Here is an 18,895-nt window from a genome sequence, read left to right on the forward strand (position 1 = left end):
GCACGGAGGCAACCATGGCACTGCTTCTCGCCCTGCTGATGGGTATCGGCGTCTGGGGCGTCTTCGCCGGCATCCGCATGTACCGCGCCGAGGCCAAACTCCCCGGCGACCTCGCGCTGGCCCTGGAGGTCGGCGCCACGCGCACGGGCGCGGTCGACTCGCTCATCGACCGCATGGGCATGCGGTACGCCCCCGCGGTGCTGCGCCTGATGGGCCCCAAGCAGGTGGCGAAGTACCGCCGCAAGATCGATCTGGCGGGCAACCCGGGCGGACTGACCATCGACCGCTATGCGGCGCGGCGGGCGGTGTACGGGGCTCTGGGCGGCGTCGGCTTCCTGGTGTTCCTGATGAGGGGCCAGCTCCTGGTGGCCCTCCTCCTGCTGGCCTTCGGGGCGTTCTGGACGGAGGTCGGCATCTGGTCCGCGATCCGCATCCGCAAGGACGTCATCGAACGGACCCTGCCGGACTTCCTGGACGTCCTGGCCGTCGTGGTGAGCGCGGGCCTCGGCTTCCGCCAGGCACTCGACCGGGTCGCGTCCAAGTACGAGGGCCCCTGGGCGGACGAACTCCGCATCACCCTGCGCCAGATGGACCTCGGCATGAGCCGCCGCCAGGCCTTCGCGGAACTGCGACGGCGCAACGACTCGGAGCAGGTCGCCATGTTCGTGACGGCGTTGCAGCAGGGCGAGGAACTGGGCGCACCGATCGTCGACACGCTGGTGGCCCTCGCCAAGGACATGCGGCGTACGGACGCCCAGAACGCGCGGCGGAAGGCGGCCCGGGCGGTCCCCAAGGCCACGATGATGATCACGACCTTCATGGTCCCGGCCACGATGCTCCTCCTCGGCGCGGGCCTCATCCTCGGCTCGGGAACCGACTTCGGCTCGGTGACGGGGGAGTAGGGGAGGGGACCGCATGGCGATGACAGGGGAGCGGAGCGGCCTGCCGGCCCGTCGCCGACGTCGGGGGCAGAAGCCGCCGGTGATCACGACGCCCCCGGCGGGCACGGTGCTGCCGGCACACGCCCGCACGGGCGCGCCGGACGTCCCGGCGACGTCCGTGACGCCCGCGCTGCCGCCGGGTTGGGAGGCGGCGGGTGCTGAGCCGACCCAGCGGACCGAAGGGGGTGGGGGCGGGGGCCGGGATGGGTCGGCCCATCGGGCGACCGGGGTGCCCGCGCGGGCGCCGATGCCGGTGGCCGGCGGCAGCGAACTGGTGGGGCGGGGGACAGGCGCCCGGGCGGGGCGGACACCCGGTGGCCCTGAGGGGCAGGTGTCGGTCGGTCTGGAGGGGCAGGCGTCGGCCGGTCTGGAGGGGCAGGCGTCGGCCGGTCTGGAGGGGCAGGCGTCGGCCGGTCCGGACGGGCAGGCGGGGCACGGCGGTCGTGGGCGGGAGCCCGGTGCCGGGCCGGAACGGCCTGCGAACGGACGGTCGGCCGCCGACGGCGCGGTGCCCGCGGTGCCCGCGGTGCCTGCGGTGCCCGCGGTGCCTGCGGTGCCTGCGGTGCCCGCGGTGCCTGCGGTGCCCGCGGTGCCTGCGGTGCCCGCGGTGCCCGCGGTGCCCGCGGTGCCTGCGGTGCCCGCGGTGCCTGCGGTGCCCGCGGTGCCTGCGGTGCCCGCGGTGCCTGCGGTGCCTGCGGTGCCTGCGGTGCCCGCACAGGAGCCACCCGCACCCCGCGACGAGAGCCGCACAGGCGATGTGGATGCGGGCGGGAACCCGATCCCGGCCGCAGCCGAGGCAACCGCCGCCTCCCCCAACCCCGCGATCGACATCCAGGTCAACGCCCTGCAAGCCATGTGCCGGCAGGTCTTCGGCTTCCGCCTGGCCATGATCGCCCTCGCCACCCCCACCGCCCTCGTCAACGCCAACCCCGGCCTCCCCACCCGCCTCGTCGGCGCGGCCGTCGTCGTGACCTTCATGACCTCCTACGTCCTCTTCCGGGACTGGGAACGCTTCGGCCCCCTTCTCCTCCGCCACCCCACCCTCCTCGCCGCGGACACCCTCTTCGGCGCTCTGCTCCTCATCTCCGCGGGCCCGGACAGCACCCTCGCCTACGTCAGCGTCTGCACCCCCCTCCTGGCCGGCCTGGTCTACGGCTGGCGCGGCGCGGCCGCCTTCGCCTCCCTCCAGGCGTTGCTGCTCCTCCTCATCCACGCGGCACAGGCGAACCCGAACCCCGGCCTCGCCGAGTCCACCCTCCTGCCCGGCCTCTGCGTCATCGCCGGAGCCGTCGGCTCCAGCCTGCGCAACCTCATGCTCCGCTTCGGCGCCGCCACCCAGGCCCTCACCACCGTCCAGGCCCGCCTCGCCGTGACCGAAGCGGTCAGCGCCGAACGCGCCCGCCTGGCCCGCGAGATGCACGACTCGGTCGCCAAGACCCTGCACGGCGTGGCCCTGGCCGCGGACGGCCTGGCGGGTTCGGCCGGCACCGACCGCATGGACCCGGCCCTGATCAGAGAGCAGGCCGCCCTGGTCGCCCGATCAGCCCGCCGGGCCGCAGCGGAGTCCCGCGAACTCCTGGCCGACCTGCGCCGCGAGTCGGACCCCGCTCAAGCCACCGACGTCCTGGCGGAACTGGCGGCCCGCACCCGCGACTTCAGTGCCCGCACCGGCCTCCCCGCGGTGTACCGCCACACCGGCGACCACTCCGTGCCGCCCCTCCCGCCCGCTGTGGCCCGCCAACTCCTGACCATCGCCGCGGAAGCCATGGAGAACGCCCACCGCCACGCCCACCCCAGCCGCGTCGACGTCCTGGCGGGCGTCCACGGCGACCTGCTCCGCGTCAGCGTCGTCGACGACGGACGCGGCCTCCCCCCGGGCACCACCCTCGAACAGCTCCGCCGAACGGGCCACTTCGGCCTCGTCGGCATGGTGGAACGCGCGGCCTCGGTGGGGGCCCGGATCCGCATAGGCCGCGGCGACCACCCCAAGGGCACGGAGGTCCGCCTGGAACTCCCTCTCGCGGCCCTGACCACACCCACCGCATGCCCCCCACGACCCGAGAGGAGGCCCTGATGCCGGAGCCCACTCCGCCCCAGCCCGGGGCACCCCAGCAGCCGCTGCCCCATCAGCCGCCGCCCCAGCACCCGTTCGCCGCACCGCCGACGCAGCGCCTCAGGATCGTCGTGGCGGACGACAACCCCGTGGTCCGGGCCGGCCTCACCGCCCTGCTCTCCGGCCGCGCGGACATCGAGGTCGTGGCGGCGGCGGCGGACGGCCGCCAGGCCTGCGAGGCAGCCCGGCAGCACCGCCCCGACGTCGTCCTCCTCGACGTGCGCATGCCCGGCGTGGACGGAATCTCGGCCCTCCCGTACCTGGTGCGGATCGCGTCGGTCGTGATGCTGACGTACAGCAGGGAGTCGGAGATCGTCCAGGAGGCCCTGCGCCGGGGAGCGGGCGGCTACCTGGTCCACGGCGAGTTCACGGCCGACCAACTGGTGCAGGCCGTACGGGACATCAAGGAGGGCCGGGCCCACTTCACGCCCACGGCGGCGAACGCCCTCCTGACCCAGCTCCGCAGCCACCAGGCTCCGCCGACCCAGACCCTCCCCGACGGCCTCGGCCAGTCAACGAGTGCGACTGCATACGGAATTTCCGCCTCCGCGCAACCGTATATTGAACCCCCGAATATCGCCCAACCAGCACCAATGCACGTCTCGCACACGCCGCCCTCCGTCATTTCTCCAGAAAACCTTTCGCAAGTGCAACCGTCTATGGGACAGTCTTCGTCTGGGTGGACGAGTGGCCGTCCGGCCGCTCCCGACAGGTCGCGGTTCCAACTGAGCACGAGGGAGGCGGAGATCATGGACCTCATCGCATCCGGCATGAACAACCAGCAGATCGCCGCCACGTGCTTCATCAGCGAGAAGACGGTCAAGAACCACATCAACCGCATCTTCGCCAAGCTCCACAGCACCAGCCGCTCCGAGGCCGCCGCGAAATGGATCGGCACGGCACCGGACTCACACCGAGGACTGGGGTGACCTTCGGTGACGATCTGGGGGGACAGCCGGTCGGGCCCGTGCGATTGGGCCCGGAATTGGGCCCAGGGGCCCTCTGGCGGACAGCCCGTTCCGCCGTACGTTCCTCGTGTCGAAAGCGCCACAGCCGCAACCGGAGGGGAACACCATGAGCGACCTGATGCTGAAGACCGCCGTCGCGACCAAGGTCCGCGTGAACGGCTGGAAGAACACGACGACCGAGGCGATGAAACGCCGCGCCGACGACAAGGGGCAGACGGCGGTCGAGTATCTGGGCATCATCGCGGTGGTGGTGGCGATTGTGCTGGCGATCACGGGGACGGACATCGGGCAGTCGATCTACAACGCGATTACCGACAAGATCACCGAGGTCACCGGCGGGTGATGCAGCCCCGCAGGTGCGGCGACGCAGGGCAGGCCTTCCCCATCTACATCACGGTGGTGGGGGGTCTGCTCTTTCTCGCGCTCGCGTACTTCGCGGTCGGCCAGGCCGCGGCGAATCGGAACGGCGCCCAGACGGCCGCGGATGCGGCGGCGCTCGCGGCGGCCCAGGAGACCAGGGACCAGCTCGCGGGCCAGTGGGTGGAGAACGTGCTCGATCCGAGCAAGTGGCAGGACATCTTCGACGGTGACACCAGCGCCGGGCTGAATGACTGCTGGCGGGCCTACCAACTCGCGGAACAGAACAACGCCGGCGTGGACGACTGCGCCCCGGGTCTCCTGGCCTACACGGTCAGTGTCGAAACGACCAAGCCCGTCGGCGACTCCATTGTCCCCGGCACGCAGACCAAGCACTCGACGGCACAGGCAATGGCCGTGATCGAGCCGCTCTGCACGTTCAAGCTCCCTGCCGAGGATGCCGGGGACGACGTGCTGCCGCAGCTCGACTGCAAGGACAAAGACTGGGACCTGGACCCGGACGATCTCAAGGTTCTTCCGAAGCCCGAGGACCTCTTCGATGTCCACCTGGCCGACTGACAAGCGAACGACGAGTGATGAGGGAAGCAGAGACATGAGCATTCGGTTCACTACGAAGGCCCGCAGGGGGGTGGCCGCAGTTACCCTTGCGGCCGGTCTGGCTCTCGGCGTGGCCGGTTGCGGAGGAGGCGGAGACGGCGACAAGAAGCCTGAGGCGTCGGCTTCCGCTTCCAAGGACGGTGGGTCAGACCCGAGTGCACAGGAGCGGCAGGAAAAAGAGCCCTTGGCAGAGTTGAAGGGCCCTGACGGTCTATTGCTCCAGCTCACCTCTGCGGAGCGCGATTCCGGGGGATTCGTCACCGTCAACGGCAGTATGAAGAACGACGGCGGCAAGACGATCAATGTCCCCGCCCAACTGGGCGGCAACGAGACCGAGATCATCAGGAATGGCAGGTCGCTCGGCGGAGCCACCTTGGTGGACTCGAAGGGGAAGAAGCGCTATTACGTCCTGCGTGACACGGACGGTCGTCCGCTCACCACGACCAGCTTCCCGGCTCTGAAGTCGGGCGAGATGTTGCCCGTGTTCATGCAGTTCCCGGCACCGCCGGCCAGCACCACTGAGGTGACCTTCCAACTGCCTATGTTCCCGACAGCGACCATCAAGATCTCTGGGTGAGGCCGCCATGACCATCACCCGGCACCCAACGCGAACGGCGCCGCGCCTCACTCTGACTCTCGCGGCGGCCACGCTCATGGTCGCTATGAACGTCTACGGCATGACGCCAGCCCAAGCCGACGACGGCCCCAGCGTCCCCCCGGGCACCGAAGCTTCGGCCCCCGCCCCGGAAAAAGTCGACCCCAACGACCCCGACCTCAAACTCCCCGAAGGCGCCACGCTAGCCACCCCCAAAGTCCTCGACATCAAACAGGTCGTCGAAGACCAAAGCGGTGACGAACGACGCGAAGACACCAACGCCGACGTCAAGTTCGCCCTCCAGGCCGAGGTCCTCTTCGGCAAGGACAGCGCGAAACTCAGCGCCGAGGCGAAGGCCCGTATCTCCGCGATCGCCGAGGAGATCAAGACGCAGAACGCGACGAAGATCCGAGTCTTCGGCTTCACGGACAACCTCGGTTCCTCCGCCCACGGCGACGTCCTGTCCAAGCAACGCGCCGACGCCGTGCAGAACGTCCTGGACCAGGAACTGAACGACTCCAACGTCACCTACGAGGTCCGCGGCTACGGCGAGCAGTACCCGATCGCCGACAACTCCACGGAATCCGGCCGCAAGAAGAACCGCCGCGTCGAGGTCTCCTTCCCGCGCACGGAGAGTTGAGCCACCGGGAGTGGGTCCAGGGTTGGGGCCACGGACCCATGCGTGAGTGATCGACCTTTCTTAACCTCGGCTCGGTCTCCGTCTTGAACGGCCGTTTATCGCGCTGAGCTGAGGTCACGCATGTCCCCTGCCGGTAGCCCGATACCCCCGAGCGGGATGTGGGGTGCACCGAACAGCCCGTCCTGGGAACGGCGAACGCCGCTGCCGAGGGAACTGGGCTGGGCGCAGGTACTGCTCTGGGCGCAGGTACTGCTCTGGGCGCAGTTCGCGCTGACGGTGCTGTACGTGGTCACCGTTCTGTCGGTGGTGTCGTACTACTCCGGGGAGATCTTCGGGATCCTGGTGTACGACTCGCTGCCCAGTGTGGCCGGGGTCTGCCTGGCCCGGCGCCTGTGGCGGGGCGGGGTGTGGACGAGTCGCGCGCTGATCGCCGTCCAGGCGTGGATCGTGTGGCTGTCGTTGGGCACGCTGTCGCACGGTGATCTGCGGGGCGTCACACAGGCGGCGATGCCGGTGGCGGTCATCGTGCTGTCGCGCCGGGCCCGGTCGCGCGAGTGGTTCGAGATCGCTCCCCAGGACAGGGAGGAGCGCCGGTCGTTCAGCCTCGCGAGGATGATCCGCTGGCGGCGTGACGAGGGCCAGACCGCGGTGGAGTACGCGGGGCTCATCGCCGTAGTCGCCGCGATCATCGTCGCACTGTCGGTGGGCGGCCTCGGCGGGCGCATCGCCGACGGCATCCAGTCGGCGGTCTGCTCGGTGACGGGCACGGCCTGCCCTGCTCCGCAGGGGGACGGTACGCAGACGGGTGCTGCAGAGGGCGACGACGGGACACAGAAGGGCGGTTCCGAGACCTCCGGCGCCGGCCCCGGCGGCGACGCGCATGCGGACGGCGATGCCCCTGCCGACGGCGGGACCGGAGGGGATGGCGGCGACGAGACGGATGGCGGTACCGGTGCAAGCGCGGGCGCCGATTCCGGAGGCCAGGAAGGCACCGGCACCGGCGCCGGAACAGACACCGCCGGCGGTACGGGTGGTACCGACAGCGGCGGCAGCCCCGCTTCGGCGGCCCAGATCATCACCTATGACGGCGCGGGGGCGAACGACACCGTCCCGCTCGCTCCCGGGCCCTTCGACCAGAGGTCGCTCTGGGACGACGTACATGACCAGGAACGCCACGACAGGACGTTCATGGACCACGTCCGTGGCTTCTTCGTGGCCCCGACCAAGAGCTTCCTGGCCGGCACCATGGACGTCGTCAGCGACCCGGTCGGCTCGATCAAGGACAGCTGGAACGGCCTGAAGGGCTACACGACCGACTGGTGGGGCGACAAGGCCGACGAGCTGGGCAAGGAGTGGGACAAAGGGAACTACGTCTCCTCCGTATGGGGCTGGGTCAACTCGCCCGAGGACTTCGTGTCCGACCTGGCGATCGACACGTTCGTCGACAAGGAGAACTGGGAGAAGGGCAACTACGGCGCCTCCATCGGCAACACCGTGGTCGGCGTCATCGGAATCTTCAGCCCGAAGACCATCACGAAGTTCACCAAGTTCAAGGATCTGGCCGAGGTCGGCGCATCCCTCGACAAGGCGGCGGACGCGGCCGAGAAGGCGCGCACGGCAGCAAAGGCCGGCGACGCCGACGCCGCACGCAAGGCGGCTGATGACGCGGACAAGGCCGCTGACGAAGCCGAGAAGAAGGCCAGAGCGTCCGGCTGCACTCTCTCCGCCCCCCGTTTCACCGTCCCGTATGGCGGCGGCCCGGGCCTCATGGGCTCTCCCGGCACCGGTACGACGGTCATCGCCGCGGGTGGGCCCAGCTCCCCGTACGTAACCCTCGCTGAGGGAAGTTGCGATGACGAGGCCAAGCAGCAGGCCCAGGACGCTCGCGAGCAAGCCGACGAGGCCGACAGGATCGCCGCCAGAGCTGAACTGGCCGATCGTCAGGGCGCGGCCAAGAAGGCACTCGACGACGAAGGCGTCCAGCACGCGCCGAGGAAGATCGACGAGTTCGTTCAGCGGGCGAAGGACGACCCGGACCCGGACAAGAAAGAGATAGGCAAGGCGGATGCAGCCAAGGCGCTGGACGAAATCTCCAAACTGGCCGCGACGAAGAACGTCTCCAAGGAAGCGCGCTCGTCGCTGACCAGCAAGGTCACGAACGCCAAGAACACGGACGAACTCAGCCAGGCACGTGCTGAGCTGAACGCGGTCCAGCGGGCCGCCGACGACGAGGCGGCACCTGGCACGACTGTGCACACCGCTGTCGGCAAGGACTTCGGTAAGGAGGACGTCGATGTCGGCAACGGCGAAGCGGTGAACATCTCAGAGATCAACGACGCCGATGTGCTGTACAAGGGCACGGACGGCAAGGTCCACGCCGTGGAGGTCAAGAACACGGGGAACGCCACCATCAAGGCCGACTTCGAACGCCAGGTCGAGGATCTGGCCAAGTGGCAGGTGAAGGCCGGGGAAGGCAGGGCTGCACGCGTCGAGATCGAGACCACTGAGAAATGGACCAACATCTTCAGCGGTTACAAGAGCGGAAAGCGGGACGGAGTCAAGTACAAGCCCCAAGGCACACCGGCCGGAACGATGGCGAAGAACGGGGTGCCGGTACGTATCGCCGGCACGGATATGTCCCCCAGCCAGCTGAAGCGGATGGAGGTGGAGATCCAGGCCCGGAAACAGGCAGGCTCCATGGATTGGTCCAGGATGAAGACCCCGAAGGATGCGATGGATTACCTCGGCGTCTCGTGAAGTTGACGCATCAGAATTCGGTCGGGGCACGAACGGAGAACAACTGGTGGACATCTACCTGCTGCCCGCTGCCATGCGCGAGCTGCCACCGCCTTGGCACGACCTGACCTACCGCAGATCTCAGGTCCTGGAGAAACTTGAGCCCACGGAGGAGAGACGTGAGCAGGCTCGGCACGTACTGCGTGTGTGCCTGCCCGAGCGGCGGCAGAGCGTGCACGACTGGGACGAGGAACTACGGGACTTCTACGACGACCGCGATGATCACACCTTGGACGACGCAGACGCCTGGCTGACCCGGATCATGCCGACCACGTCCCAGGTCACCCGGCAACGGGTGGCGCAGGTGGTCGGTATGTGGGCCGACATGGGAATCCCCACCGTGTCTGCGCCACCGACAGAGCAGCAGATCGACAGGGTGGCGGCGGAGTGGGCCGCCTCGGTACGGCAGACGCTGGCGCACGACGCCTTCGCCTTCATCGAGCGTGCGACCGTCTCCGGATCGCTGAGCGATCTGGAGACGGAAGAGACCGCGCTGCTCGCGAGTGGGTTCGTACGGGTCGGCCTGGCGGTGGAGGTGGCGGTGCGCACGCTGGTCTCGCTCGGCCGTCCACGGGGCGAAGAAGCTTTGCTGGACCTCGTGCACGACGGCGAGGTCCAGGACTTCCGGCCCTATGTGCGTTCCCTGCTTCTCGGGCTGCGCCGTTCGGTGTACGAGATCCGGGCCCGGGAAGTCCCCCGCGACGAGGAGTCTCTGCTGCCTGACGCGCTGCAGGACCTTCCGTATTCCTGGCAGAACGACTTCGGTTGGGGCGCGACCGCGCCGGATGCCAAGAGCCTTGCCCGGGCGCGTTCGGCACTGGAGGCTTCCCTGACTGTCGAGCCCGCGCCGGGCGCCGGGCGGTCGTACGGCGACGCACCGGTGGACTGGGATGCCATCGCCGAGGTCGTACGTGCCCTGATGCCGTACCCACGGCTGGTGACTCGCGAACGGATGAACGAGGCGTGGCACGAGTGCGAGTCGCTGGGGTTCGACTTGCGAGGCACGGACGCCCTGTCCTTCGCCAAGGTCTGGTGCGCGCGGATCGCGGACCGGGTCACCGCCGCCGTCTTCCGTTGGCTCGCTGACCTCCCGCACGTGGAAGGGGCGGCTGGCGACGAGGAACCGGCGGCTCTGTCGGCGACGGCCGTCTGGGCGGCTGCGCTCGCGGAGCGGTCCGTCAGGCGCGGCAGCGCGGTCGAGGAGGCCCTCTGGTTCCTCCACCGCACGGATGACGCGCCGGACAGCCGTGAAGCCCTGCTGCGACTTGCCTCCGACCAGAGCCTGCCGGCTACGACGAGGAAGGACGCGCAGCAGTGGACGTCATGACGCCTCCCCAGAAGCCGGTGCACGGGTGCCGGGACCGGACTCCTGCCGTGATCCACTTTCCGGCGAGCCACTCAGCTGCTCCGGTTGCCCTGCTCTGGAACACCTGGGGGTCTCATGGCGTATGACGAGGAGCACGCGAGGCTCAGGAGAACCGTGCAGCTACGCTCCTCGAAGAGTTGGAGGCGCGATCGCTGCTGCCCCGCCCAGAACGAACGGCGGGCCGGACGATGAGCGAGTCGGATACGGAACCGAATGCCGAGGAGACGTGGGATCCGCAGGTCGCGCGGTGGCACGATCCGGAGGGTGACTACGTCCTGCCTCACGCGCTGCGGTCCCTGCCACAGCCTTGGGACGAGTGCGACTGGAGGCGGGTCGCGGAGCTGCCCCGCACCGACGAGCGACTGGCGGAAGCCCGGCGGGTGGTGACCGTGTTCCTGAACGACCCGGAACTGACTCCGCATGTACCTCAGCCTCCGTCGCCCGGCCTGCTGTGGCACGTGTGGAAGGAGTTCCACCAGGCAGTCGGGAAGAGCATGCCCCGCACGGGCGAAGTGACGTGGTCCGGTGTGGACGAGTTGGTCCGCGCGTGGCGAGGCCGACCGCAGCTCCATCCGCTGCAACGGCACGTCGTACGGCACGTCGAAGCGGCGATGCTGGCCATGATCCCCTCACTGCGGGACGACATCGCCGACTCGGTCTTCCGCTGGCTGGCTCTCGATCCTGACCCGGGCGGCTTCGCCGACTGGGCAGTGGGCCTGGCCGAGCGTTGCGTGACCGAGGACATCGGTGCCGACTCGGCCATCGAACTGCTGGGCGCCATGGGCAGCCCCGCGGCCAGGGCGGCGCTGCAGCGCCTGTCGGTGAAGCCGGACGGTCCGGCGAGTTGGGAGAATGCGGAAGCGGCACAGGGCATGCTCTTCGACCGGTGGAGCGACGGCACCCGCTGATGATCTGTGAGGTGCTCTTGGTCGAGCCGCCGGTTTTCGCCCAGGTCGCTCGCCGAGGCCCTGGCAGGACAGCGAAGACAGAACGGGCCGATGTCGACGTGGCCGACCAGGACGGCGACCAGAGCCGACGCGACTGGACCGCACCTGTCCTGTGCTGGCTGGCGACCTCGTCAGGGGAGTCCGTTAGCGTCCGGCTGTCTGCGTCGGACGACGAACCTCCGGAGTACCCGATCGACGCGGTCGAGTCCACGGCCGCCCGACTCCCTCACATTCGTCTCACTGACCTGCTGGAGAGCGTCCGCAGAAAGGGTGACAGGTAGTGGCGCCGTCGAGCCTCGTCATCGCCTCGATCCGGATCGGCGGGACCTGTGTCACCGGATGACCTCGACGGACACACCCTCCCGTACCTTCCACCCCGCCATCGCCCCTGCCTCCGCCTCGACCACATGCCGGGCCCGCAGCCGCGGCATCCCCAACCGCCCCGGCCGCATGGTCCGCACGGCGATGACGCGAAGGTCACGGTCGAGATAGGCGACATCGATCGGCATGCGCATCCGGAAGGTGTGGATGCTGTTGGCGGGGGAGAGCAGAATCGCCCCCTCAACGGAATCGCGCCCCAACAATCCTTTCGTACGGGCTCGATAGGAGGCGGCGATCTCCAACGGCACACGGACGGCCGGCTCCCCACCGCTCCCGTGTACGACCAGCTCCCCGTGCCCGTCCCGCCACTGCCGCCTCACACGGGCCACCTCCGACCGTCCCACCGGCCACCTGCCACCTGCCACCGGTCTGTCCGAACCCGAACCCCGCCTCCGGTGGAACGCATTGGCGCGTTGTGTAACCGTAACGGCTGGCCGCGTTCGGCGAATCGCCGATTACTCCCCACATACCCCGCCGGTCGACACCATTCACCCTGGTGCGGCTCCACACCGCTGGATAGCTTTGGTTCGCTCAAGAGAAGCCTCGCCTCTCACCGGGAGCCGACCGTGAACCGCCGCCCCAAGGGTGTGAGAGGGCTCCGCTGTCCCCTGGGGGGCTCCGCGAGGAGGCCGGTTGTCAGTGGCTGCTGCCACACTCCGGGTATGAGCGATGACGACGTGGACGTCCGGCTGCGCGACGTGGTGGAAGCCGACCTCGAGTTCTTCCTGGAGTACGAGCACGAGCCGGAAGCCGTCCGGCGGTCGAGGTTCTCTCCCCGCCCGCGCGAGGCGTTCCTGCGGCACTGGAAGGCCAACGTCCTCGGTGACGACACCTGCTTCGTGCAGACCGTCACCGCGGACGGCGCCGTCGCGGGCAACATCGTCGCCTGGTGGGACGGGGACCGCCGCTTCATCGGCTACTGGCTGGGACGCCCATACTGGGGACGCGGCATCGGGAGCAGGGCCCTGGGCCTCTTCCTGGAGCGGGAGGAGAACCGGCCCCTGTACGCCGACCCCTTCAGCGGGAACACCGGCTCCATCCGTCTCGTCGAGAAGCACGGCTTCCGCCGCACCGGCACCGTCCGGCACGGCGAGGACGACCATGTCCTGCTCGCCCTCGACTGACCGCCGGAGCCGGCCGCCGGGGAGCGGGGTGCAGTGACCGGACATCCCAGTGCCCTGCCCCAGCCCTGGCACCTGCCCTTCGAGCTCGCGTGGGAGGCCCTGCGGGCCGGCAGCCGGCCGGTCGGCGCCGTCCTCGTCGACGCCGGCGGGCGCGTCGTCGCCGCCGGGCGCAACCGGAGCGAGGAGACCACGGCCCCACCGGGTCAACTCGCCGGCACGGCCATCGCGCACGCCGAGGTCAACGCGCTCGCCCAGCTGCCGACCGGAACCCGCGCCGACGACGGCCACGGCCTCCGGCTGTACACGACCCTCGAACCCTGCCTGCTGTGCAGCGGCGCGCTCATCCACAGCCACGTCCGGCACGTGGTCTACGCCGCGGCGGACCCGATGTGGCGCGGTGTCGAGAACGTGCCGGGGGTGGGCGGGCTCATCGCCGAGCGGTGGGCCCGCCGGGAGGGGCCCGTCGGCGGACCGCTCGCCGCCTTCAGCCGGCTCCTGATGGACACCTGGACGATGGCACGCGCCGCCGCCGTCCCCACCGCTCCCGGCCCCGGCCTCCTCGACGCCCCCACCGTCCACGCGGCGTACGCAGCCCTCCTGCCCCACCTCTGACCGGGGACCGACCGCCGGATCCACCGGCCCCGGGGGACCGACCGCCGGATCCACCGGCCCCGGGGGACCGACCGCCGGACCCACCCGCCCCGGGGGGACCGACCGCCGCCGAACCCACCCCCGGGGACAGATCGCCGACGGCCGACCGCAGCGAGCGACCACCGACGACCGACGACCGACGACCGACGACCGACGACCGACGACCGACACCACGCCGCCCGTCCGACGAGGAGAAGTGCCGAGCCCATGCCCGAGCAGCAGCACCCGCACCCCCCACACCGCACCTTCGAAGACCTGGTCGCCGAGGGCGCCTCCGTGCCCACGGAAGGCTGGGACTTCTCCTGGTTCGAAGGGCGGGCGACGGAAGCCAGGCCCTCCTGGGGGTACGCCGTGTCGATGGCCGAGCGGCTGGGCCGGGCGGGCGCTGTGCTCGACGTCCAGACCGGGGGCGGGGAGGTGCTGGACTTCGCCCTCGGCAGGGCCGCGAGGCGGCCGCTGCTGACCGTCGCCACCGAGGGCTGGCCGCCGAACGTCGCCAAGGCCACCGCGCTGCTCCGCCCGCGCGGAGTCGCCGTCGTCGCCGCTCCCGAGGAGGGGCCGCTGCCCTTCGCCGACGGCGCCTTCGACCTGGTCGTCAGCCGTCACCCCGTCCGCCCGCACTGGGACGAGATCGCCCGGGTCCTGCGGACCGGCGGGACGTACTTCGCCCAGCACGTCGGCCCCGGCAGCGTCTTCGAACTCGTCGAGCACTTCCTGGGTCCCCAGCCGGACGAGGCGCGCGGCGCCCGCCGTCCCGACCGTGAGCGCGCGGACGCCGAGGCCGCCGGGCTGGACGTCGTCGATCTGCGGGCGGAGCGGCTGCGCATGGAGTTCCACGACATCGGGGCGGTCGTGCACTTCCTGCGCAAGGTGGTGTGGATGGTCCCCGGCTTCACCGTCGAGGAGTACGCACCGCAGCTCCGCGCGCTGCACGAGCGGATCCGGGGGGAAGGCCCCTTCGTCGCCCACAGCACCCGCCACCTGTTCGAGGCACGCAAGCCGTAGCCGCCCGCGACCCGCCCGTTCCGCTCATTTCACCCGTTTCACTCATTCACCTTGCGCATCTCCCGGCGAGGTTTTTCACATCGTTACCGGCGGCGGCTCGCCTCGGCCCCACCCGTCACGTAAGTTCAGACCACAGGTAATTCGCGTGAGCAAAGCTGCGCGGAGCGGTACCGTGCAGTGGAGGGGGCTGCGCGGTGCCAGGGCCCCCGTGTCAGGCCGGTGCGGGTGCGGGGTCGGGTGGGTGCCGCGGTCAAGCGGGCGTTCGCGGCCGGGGTCACCCGTCGGAGGGATGCCGGGACAAGTCGCCGAGCGGGCCCCAAGATGCGGCAAACCCTCAGGATCCTGCCCCAGAGCCCACGATTCCCCTGCGCAGCGGCTTCTTTTCGGCCAGCGCCGGGCCAGGAACGCGTGCTTCCGTAGGCACCGCGGCGTCGCCGGGCGGCTCCGGAGAGTAGTTGTGGCACGCCGATGCACGCAGCATCACTTACGAAGGGTTATGGTGGAAACCCCCCCTCGGGCCGGTCCGTCTCCCCCCCACGGACCGGCCCGTTTTCTTTTGTGCGCCGGGGGCGCACCCCCCTCGGCCGGAATCCTTCGTTCCGTACCCGTTGACGGCCCACGGCGGCAGCGGGGGTAGGCTTCGCCCCCGGGGACTTCCAACGGGCAGGGACCGCCCGCGGCCACGACCGGGCCGCATGCCGCGGCCTGTCCGATCCGTACGGAGGGGCTGACAATCTCGTGAACCTGCGCGACAAGCTGCGTGGCCTGCTGGTCAGGCTGTACGCACGCCGGGTGGAAGGCCACCTGGACCACGCTCAGGTGCCCAAGCACATCGGCGTCATCATGGACGGCAACCGGCGCTGGGCGAAGGCCGCCGGTTCCAGCACCGTCGACGGCCACCGGGCCGGTGCCGGGAAGATCGAGGAGTTCCTCGGCTGGTGCACCGAGACCGAGGTCGAGGTCGTCACCCTCTGGCTGCTGTCCACGGACAACTTCGACCGGCCGGAGGAAGAGCTCGTCCCGCTGCTCGGCATCATCGAGGACGTCGTGCGCACCCTGGCCGCCGACGGCCGCTGGCGCGTGCACCACGTGGGCACGCCCGACCTGCTGCCGTCCGGGATGCAGACGGTCCTCAAGGAGGCCGAGGAGACCACCGCGCACGTCGACGGGATACTGGTCAACGTCGCCATCGGCTACGGCGGCCGCCAGGAGATCGCCGACGCCGTACGGTCCATGCTGCTGGACGCGCAGGAGAAGGGCACCTCGATGGAGGAGCTCGCCGAGGCCGTCGACATCGACATGATCGGGCGTCACCTCTACACCAGCGACCAGCCCGACCCCGACCTGGTGATCCGCACCAGCGGCGAGCAGCGCCTGTCCGGATTCATGCTCTGGCAGACCGCGCACTCCGAGTACTACTTCTGCGACGTGTTCTGGCCGGCCTTCCGCAAGGTCGACTTCCTGCGCGCCATGCGCGACTACGCGGCCCGCCACCGGCGCTTCGGCGGCTGAAGCACCCGTCGCCGGCCTCGCGGGCGCACGACGTCGCAGCTCGCAAACCCCTCCCGGTACCCCATCGAAGACGCGTGTAACACGGAGTTCACCGACGCGCCGTCATATGCCGTGGCATGGCGACGCTCGTTCGAGGGCATAACCCAGTCAGGTCGACGCCCGAATCACGGGTGTCGGATCTCAGCGGACGGCACGGGGCCGTCCGCCCGGGAGGCCCTTTGCACCAGCCCGATCGTGCGGTCACAGCACGGAAAGCGGCGGAGGGCCGGTTCTCGGCCCGCGCAGGGCGGCCGACGACCGGTCGGGATTTTTCCCACCCCTCCCGGCCCAGCTTCCACTCCGTCGCTCCCCGACCTCATCCGAGGGGGTACGTCCTTCCGTGGTGACCAGCACAAAGCGCCACAAGCCCGACCGGCGCACCTATGTTCTCGACACCAGCGTCCTGCTGGCCGACCCGAACGCCCTGAGCCGCTTCGACGAGCACGAGGTCGTGCTCCCCATCGTCGTGGTGACGGAACTGGAGGCCAAGCGGAACCATCCCGAACTCGGCTACTTCGCCCGGCAGGCCCTGCGCCTGCTCGACGACTACCGGGTGCGGTACGGCCGCCTCGATGCCCCCATCCCGACCGGGGACCTCGGCGGAACCGTCCGTGTCGAGCTCAACCACTCGGACCCCAGCGTGCTGCCCAGCGGCTACCGCCTGGGGGACAACGACTCCCGCATCCTCGCGGTCGCCCGCAACCTGCAGGCCGAGGGGTTCGACGTCACCGTCGTGTCGAAGGACCTCCCGCTCAGGATCAAGGCGTCCTCCGTCGGACTCCTCGCCGAGGAGTACCGCGCGGAGCTCGCCATCACGGACTCCTCCGGCTGGACCGGAATGTCCGAACTGACCCTGCCGGGCGAGCAGGTGGACGTCCTCTTCGAGGAAGGGCACGTCTACGTCCCCGAGGCCGCCGACCTGCCGGTGCACACGGGCCTGATGATCCATTCGGAGCGCGGCAAGGCGCTCGGGCGGGTCACTCCCGAGGGCAACATCCGGGTCGTGCGCGGGGACCGGGAGGCGTTCGGCATCAAGGGCCGCAGCGCCGAGCAGCGGATCGCGCTCGACCTGCTGCTCGATCCGGACGTCGGGATCGTGTCGATGGGCGGCCGGGCCGGCACCGGCAAGTCGGCGCTGGCGCTGTGCGCCGGTCTGGAGGCGGTGCTGGAGCGCCGTCAGCACCAGAAGGTGATGGTCTTCCGTCCGCTGTACGCGGTGGGCGGGCAGGAGCTCGGCTATCTGCCCGGTACCGAGGCGGAGAAGATGAGCCCCTGGGCGCAGGCGGTGTTCGACACGCTGTCGGCGGTCACCAGCCGGGAGGTCATCGAGGAGGTCACCGCGCGCGGGATGCTGGAGGTCCTCCCGCTCACGCACATCCGCGGCCGCTCGCTGCACGACGCGTTCGTGATCGTCGACGAGGCGCAGTCGCTGGAACGGAATGTACTTCTTACCGTTCTGTCCCGGATCGGAGCCAATTCACGGGTGGTTCTCACCCATGACGTGGCCCAGCGGGACAACCTCAGGGTCGGCCGCTATGACGGTGTCGTCGCCGTCGTCGAGAAGCTGAAGGGGCATCCGCTCTTCGCGCACGTGACCCTGACCCGGTCCGAGAGGTCCCAGATCGCCGCCCTTGTGACCGAAATGCTCGAAGACGGGCAGATCTGACCGAACCTGCGCAAGAAGGGGCGATAACGCGCTAGTTGGCGCCGTCCGGAAAGGCGAAGAGCCTAGCCGGGCGGCGCCTTCGCGTGTGGCCGTTCCGTGGATTTTCCCGCGTCAAACGAGTTGTGAGCTTTCACACGCAACTGGGAATTGCCTTGCCCCGTCGGGTTACGGCAGAGTCTCACTCCTGTCAGGCCCCGCATACGACACACCTGTACCCCCAGCGGTACGGCACCACAAAGGCAACAGCGTCAACTGCATAGCGTCGTCGTATGCCGCCCGAGCACCACGCGGCACTCCCCCCGGGGAGTTGCCCACCGGGCCCGCGCCTCCCGTGACCCCGCAGTTGGGGAGGCCAGTGTCAGGGGCACGATTGCGTCCGCGAGGGTCACCGAAGCGGGCGATGCTGGAAGGAAACCGTGTGAGCCGGATCTCGGTCCGGGGATTCGCAGTGGCCTCGGCCACGGCGGTCACCGCTGTCGGAAGCGTCGTCGGCGTTGCCTCGGGCAGCACCGCGCAGAACAACGACGCCGAAGCGACGGCAAGCGGCGCCACGCTGCTCGCGGACATCCCCGCGGGCCAGCAGGCCCAGGTGCAGACCGCGTCCCTGACGCAGCAGGCCGACGCGCAGGCCATCGCCGCGGACGCGAGCGCGAAGAAGGACGCCGAGGAGGCCGCCCGCAAGGCCGCCGCCGAGACGGCCATCGCCAAGAAGGAGGCCGCCGAGAAGGCGGCCAAGGAGGCCAAGGAGCGCGCGGAGGCCAAGGAAGCCGCCGCCAGCCGCTCCAAGGACATCTCCGACTTCCCCGTCGCGACCTCCTACACCATCGCCCAGATCCAGGCGATGGCACGGCAGATGGTGCCGGCGGGTCAGTTCCAGTGCTTCAGCAACATCGTGGACCACGAGTCCGACTGGAACTACAAGGCGGTCAACCCCTCCTCCGGGGCCTACGGCATGTTCCAGGCACTGCCCGGTTCCAAGATGTCGTCCGTCGGCGCCGACTGGCGGACCAACCCGGCCACCCAGATCAAGTGGGGCCTGAACTACATGAACGACCGCTACGGCAGCCCCTGTGACGCCTGGTCGTTCTGGCAGGCCAACAACTGGTACTGAGCCGACCGGCCCCCGGGCCGATCCTCTCCCTTCCCGCGAGCCCCGCACCGTCGCACGGTGCGGGG

At 69.8% G+C, this 18,895-nt stretch carries 17 protein-coding genes; 16 read left to right on the forward strand and 1 reads right to left on the reverse strand.

Annotated features, from left to right (window positions below; all coding sequences use genetic code 11):
- Nucleotides 1-14 precede the first annotated feature (14 nt).
- The 10 genes from C1703_RS25410 to C1703_RS25460 all read left to right on the forward strand — a co-directional run bounded on the left by C1703_RS25410 (nt 15) and on the right by C1703_RS25460 (nt 11,302).
- On the forward strand, nt 15-902 hold the full coding sequence (locus tag C1703_RS25410; protein ID WP_114255024.1) for a DUF5936 domain-containing protein: 888 nt from the start codon (nt 15-17) through the stop codon (nt 900-902).
- Nucleotides 903-1,698: 796 nt separating this feature from the next.
- Nucleotides 1,699-3,015: a histidine kinase gene (locus C1703_RS25420; RefSeq protein WP_232840784.1), complete on the forward strand. Its 1,317-nt coding sequence runs from the start codon at nt 1,699-1,701 to the stop codon at nt 3,013-3,015.
- Nucleotides 3,015-3,983 (forward strand): response regulator transcription factor, encoded by a 969-nt coding sequence (locus C1703_RS25425; protein ID WP_114257584.1) that lies wholly within the window; start codon nt 3,015-3,017, stop codon nt 3,981-3,983. The genes C1703_RS25420 and C1703_RS25425 overlap by 1 nt, the downstream gene beginning before the upstream one ends.
- Nucleotides 3,984-4,128: 145 nt before the next feature.
- A complete protein-coding gene (locus C1703_RS25430) occupies nt 4,129-4,365 on the forward strand; it encodes a hypothetical protein (RefSeq protein WP_157993163.1) in 237 nt (78 codons plus the stop codon).
- Nucleotides 4,365-4,958, forward strand: coding sequence for a pilus assembly protein TadG-related protein (locus C1703_RS25435; protein ID WP_114257586.1), 594 nt, complete (start codon nt 4,365-4,367; stop codon nt 4,956-4,958). Before C1703_RS25430 ends, C1703_RS25435 begins: the two co-directional genes overlap by 1 nt.
- 34 nt (nt 4,959-4,992) lie before the next feature.
- Nucleotides 4,993-5,574: a hypothetical protein gene (locus C1703_RS25440; RefSeq protein WP_114255025.1), complete on the forward strand. Its 582-nt coding sequence runs from the start codon at nt 4,993-4,995 to the stop codon at nt 5,572-5,574.
- Nucleotides 5,575-5,581: 7 nt separating this feature from the next.
- Nucleotides 5,582-6,232: an OmpA family protein gene (locus tag C1703_RS25445; RefSeq protein WP_114255026.1), complete on the forward strand. Its 651-nt coding sequence runs from the start codon at nt 5,582-5,584 to the stop codon at nt 6,230-6,232.
- Nucleotides 6,233-6,388: 156 nt separating this feature from the next.
- Nucleotides 6,389-8,989: a hypothetical protein gene (locus C1703_RS25450; protein WP_114255027.1), complete on the forward strand. Its 2,601-nt coding sequence runs from the start codon at nt 6,389-6,391 to the stop codon at nt 8,987-8,989.
- A gap of 46 nt (nt 8,990-9,035) precedes the next feature.
- Complete coding sequence (locus C1703_RS25455) at nt 9,036-10,355, forward strand: hypothetical protein (RefSeq protein ID WP_114255028.1); 1,320 nt, start codon at nt 9,036-9,038, stop codon at nt 10,353-10,355.
- Between the two features lie 227 nt (nt 10,356-10,582).
- Nucleotides 10,583-11,302, forward strand: coding sequence for a hypothetical protein (locus C1703_RS25460; protein WP_114255029.1), 720 nt, complete (start codon nt 10,583-10,585; stop codon nt 11,300-11,302).
- Nucleotides 11,303-11,673: 371 nt separating this feature from the next.
- Here C1703_RS25460 and C1703_RS25470 read toward each other — a convergent pair whose 3' ends face one another.
- Nucleotides 11,674-12,042, reverse strand: coding sequence for a DUF192 domain-containing protein (locus C1703_RS25470; protein WP_114255031.1), 369 nt, complete (start codon nt 12,040-12,042; stop codon nt 11,674-11,676).
- 342 nt (nt 12,043-12,384) lie between these two features.
- On the opposite strand from C1703_RS25470, the gene C1703_RS25475 reads away from it, so the two are divergent.
- From C1703_RS25475 to C1703_RS25500, 6 genes are all read left to right on the forward strand, one after another.
- Nucleotides 12,385-12,846: a GNAT family protein gene (locus C1703_RS25475; RefSeq protein ID WP_114255032.1), complete on the forward strand. Its 462-nt coding sequence runs from the start codon at nt 12,385-12,387 to the stop codon at nt 12,844-12,846.
- A 33-nt stretch (nt 12,847-12,879) separates the two neighbouring features.
- Entirely contained in the window at nt 12,880-13,458 is a 579-nt protein-coding gene (locus C1703_RS25480; protein WP_114255033.1) for a nucleoside deaminase, read from the forward strand.
- Nucleotides 13,459-13,704: 246 nt separating this feature from the next.
- Nucleotides 13,705-14,502 (forward strand): class I SAM-dependent methyltransferase, encoded by a 798-nt coding sequence (locus C1703_RS25485; RefSeq protein ID WP_114255034.1) that lies wholly within the window; start codon nt 13,705-13,707, stop codon nt 14,500-14,502.
- 738 nt (nt 14,503-15,240) lie between these two features.
- Nucleotides 15,241-16,014: an isoprenyl transferase gene (locus C1703_RS25490; RefSeq protein ID WP_114255035.1), complete on the forward strand. Its 774-nt coding sequence runs from the start codon at nt 15,241-15,243 to the stop codon at nt 16,012-16,014.
- 379 nt (nt 16,015-16,393) lie between these two features.
- On the forward strand, nt 16,394-17,719 hold the full coding sequence (locus tag C1703_RS25495) for a PhoH family protein (RefSeq protein ID WP_114255036.1): 1,326 nt from the start codon (nt 16,394-16,396) through the stop codon (nt 17,717-17,719).
- Between the two features lie 400 nt (nt 17,720-18,119).
- The gene (locus C1703_RS25500) at nt 18,120-18,830 is read left to right on the forward strand and encodes a transglycosylase SLT domain-containing protein (RefSeq protein ID WP_198678270.1); all 711 of its coding nucleotides are present in this window, start codon (nt 18,120-18,122) and stop codon (nt 18,828-18,830) included.
- The last annotated feature ends 65 nt before the right edge of the window (nt 18,831-18,895 follow it).

This window comes from Streptomyces sp. Go-475 (assembly GCF_003330845.1).
Lineage (GTDB): Bacteria > Actinomycetota > Actinomycetes > Streptomycetales > Streptomycetaceae > Streptomyces.

What these genes read in the sequence shown, in the direction of transcription:
- C1703_RS25410 (WP_114255024.1), top strand. Translation starts at nt 15, where the DNA reads ATGGCACTGCTTCTCGCCCTGCTGATGGGTATCGGCGTCTGGGGCGTC.
- C1703_RS25425 (WP_114257584.1), top strand. Translation starts at nt 3,015, where the DNA reads ATGCCGGAGCCCACTCCGCCCCAGCCCGGGGCACCCCAGCAGCCGCTG.
- C1703_RS25430 (WP_157993163.1), top strand. Translation starts at nt 4,129, where the DNA reads ATGAGCGACCTGATGCTGAAGACCGCCGTCGCGACCAAGGTCCGCGTG.
- C1703_RS25435 (WP_114257586.1), top strand. Translation starts at nt 4,365, where the DNA reads ATGCAGCCCCGCAGGTGCGGCGACGCAGGGCAGGCCTTCCCCATCTAC.
- C1703_RS25440 (WP_114255025.1), top strand. Translation starts at nt 4,993, where the DNA reads ATGAGCATTCGGTTCACTACGAAGGCCCGCAGGGGGGTGGCCGCAGTT.
- C1703_RS25445 (WP_114255026.1), top strand. Translation starts at nt 5,582, where the DNA reads ATGACCATCACCCGGCACCCAACGCGAACGGCGCCGCGCCTCACTCTG.
- C1703_RS25450 (WP_114255027.1), top strand. Translation starts at nt 6,389, where the DNA reads ATGTGGGGTGCACCGAACAGCCCGTCCTGGGAACGGCGAACGCCGCTG.
- C1703_RS25460 (WP_114255029.1), top strand. Translation starts at nt 10,583, where the DNA reads ATGAGCGAGTCGGATACGGAACCGAATGCCGAGGAGACGTGGGATCCG.
- C1703_RS25475 (WP_114255032.1), top strand. Translation starts at nt 12,385, where the DNA reads ATGAGCGATGACGACGTGGACGTCCGGCTGCGCGACGTGGTGGAAGCC.
- C1703_RS25485 (WP_114255034.1), top strand. Translation starts at nt 13,705, where the DNA reads ATGCCCGAGCAGCAGCACCCGCACCCCCCACACCGCACCTTCGAAGAC.
- C1703_RS25500 (WP_198678270.1), top strand. Translation starts at nt 18,120, where the DNA reads ATGCTGGAAGGAAACCGTGTGAGCCGGATCTCGGTCCGGGGATTCGCA.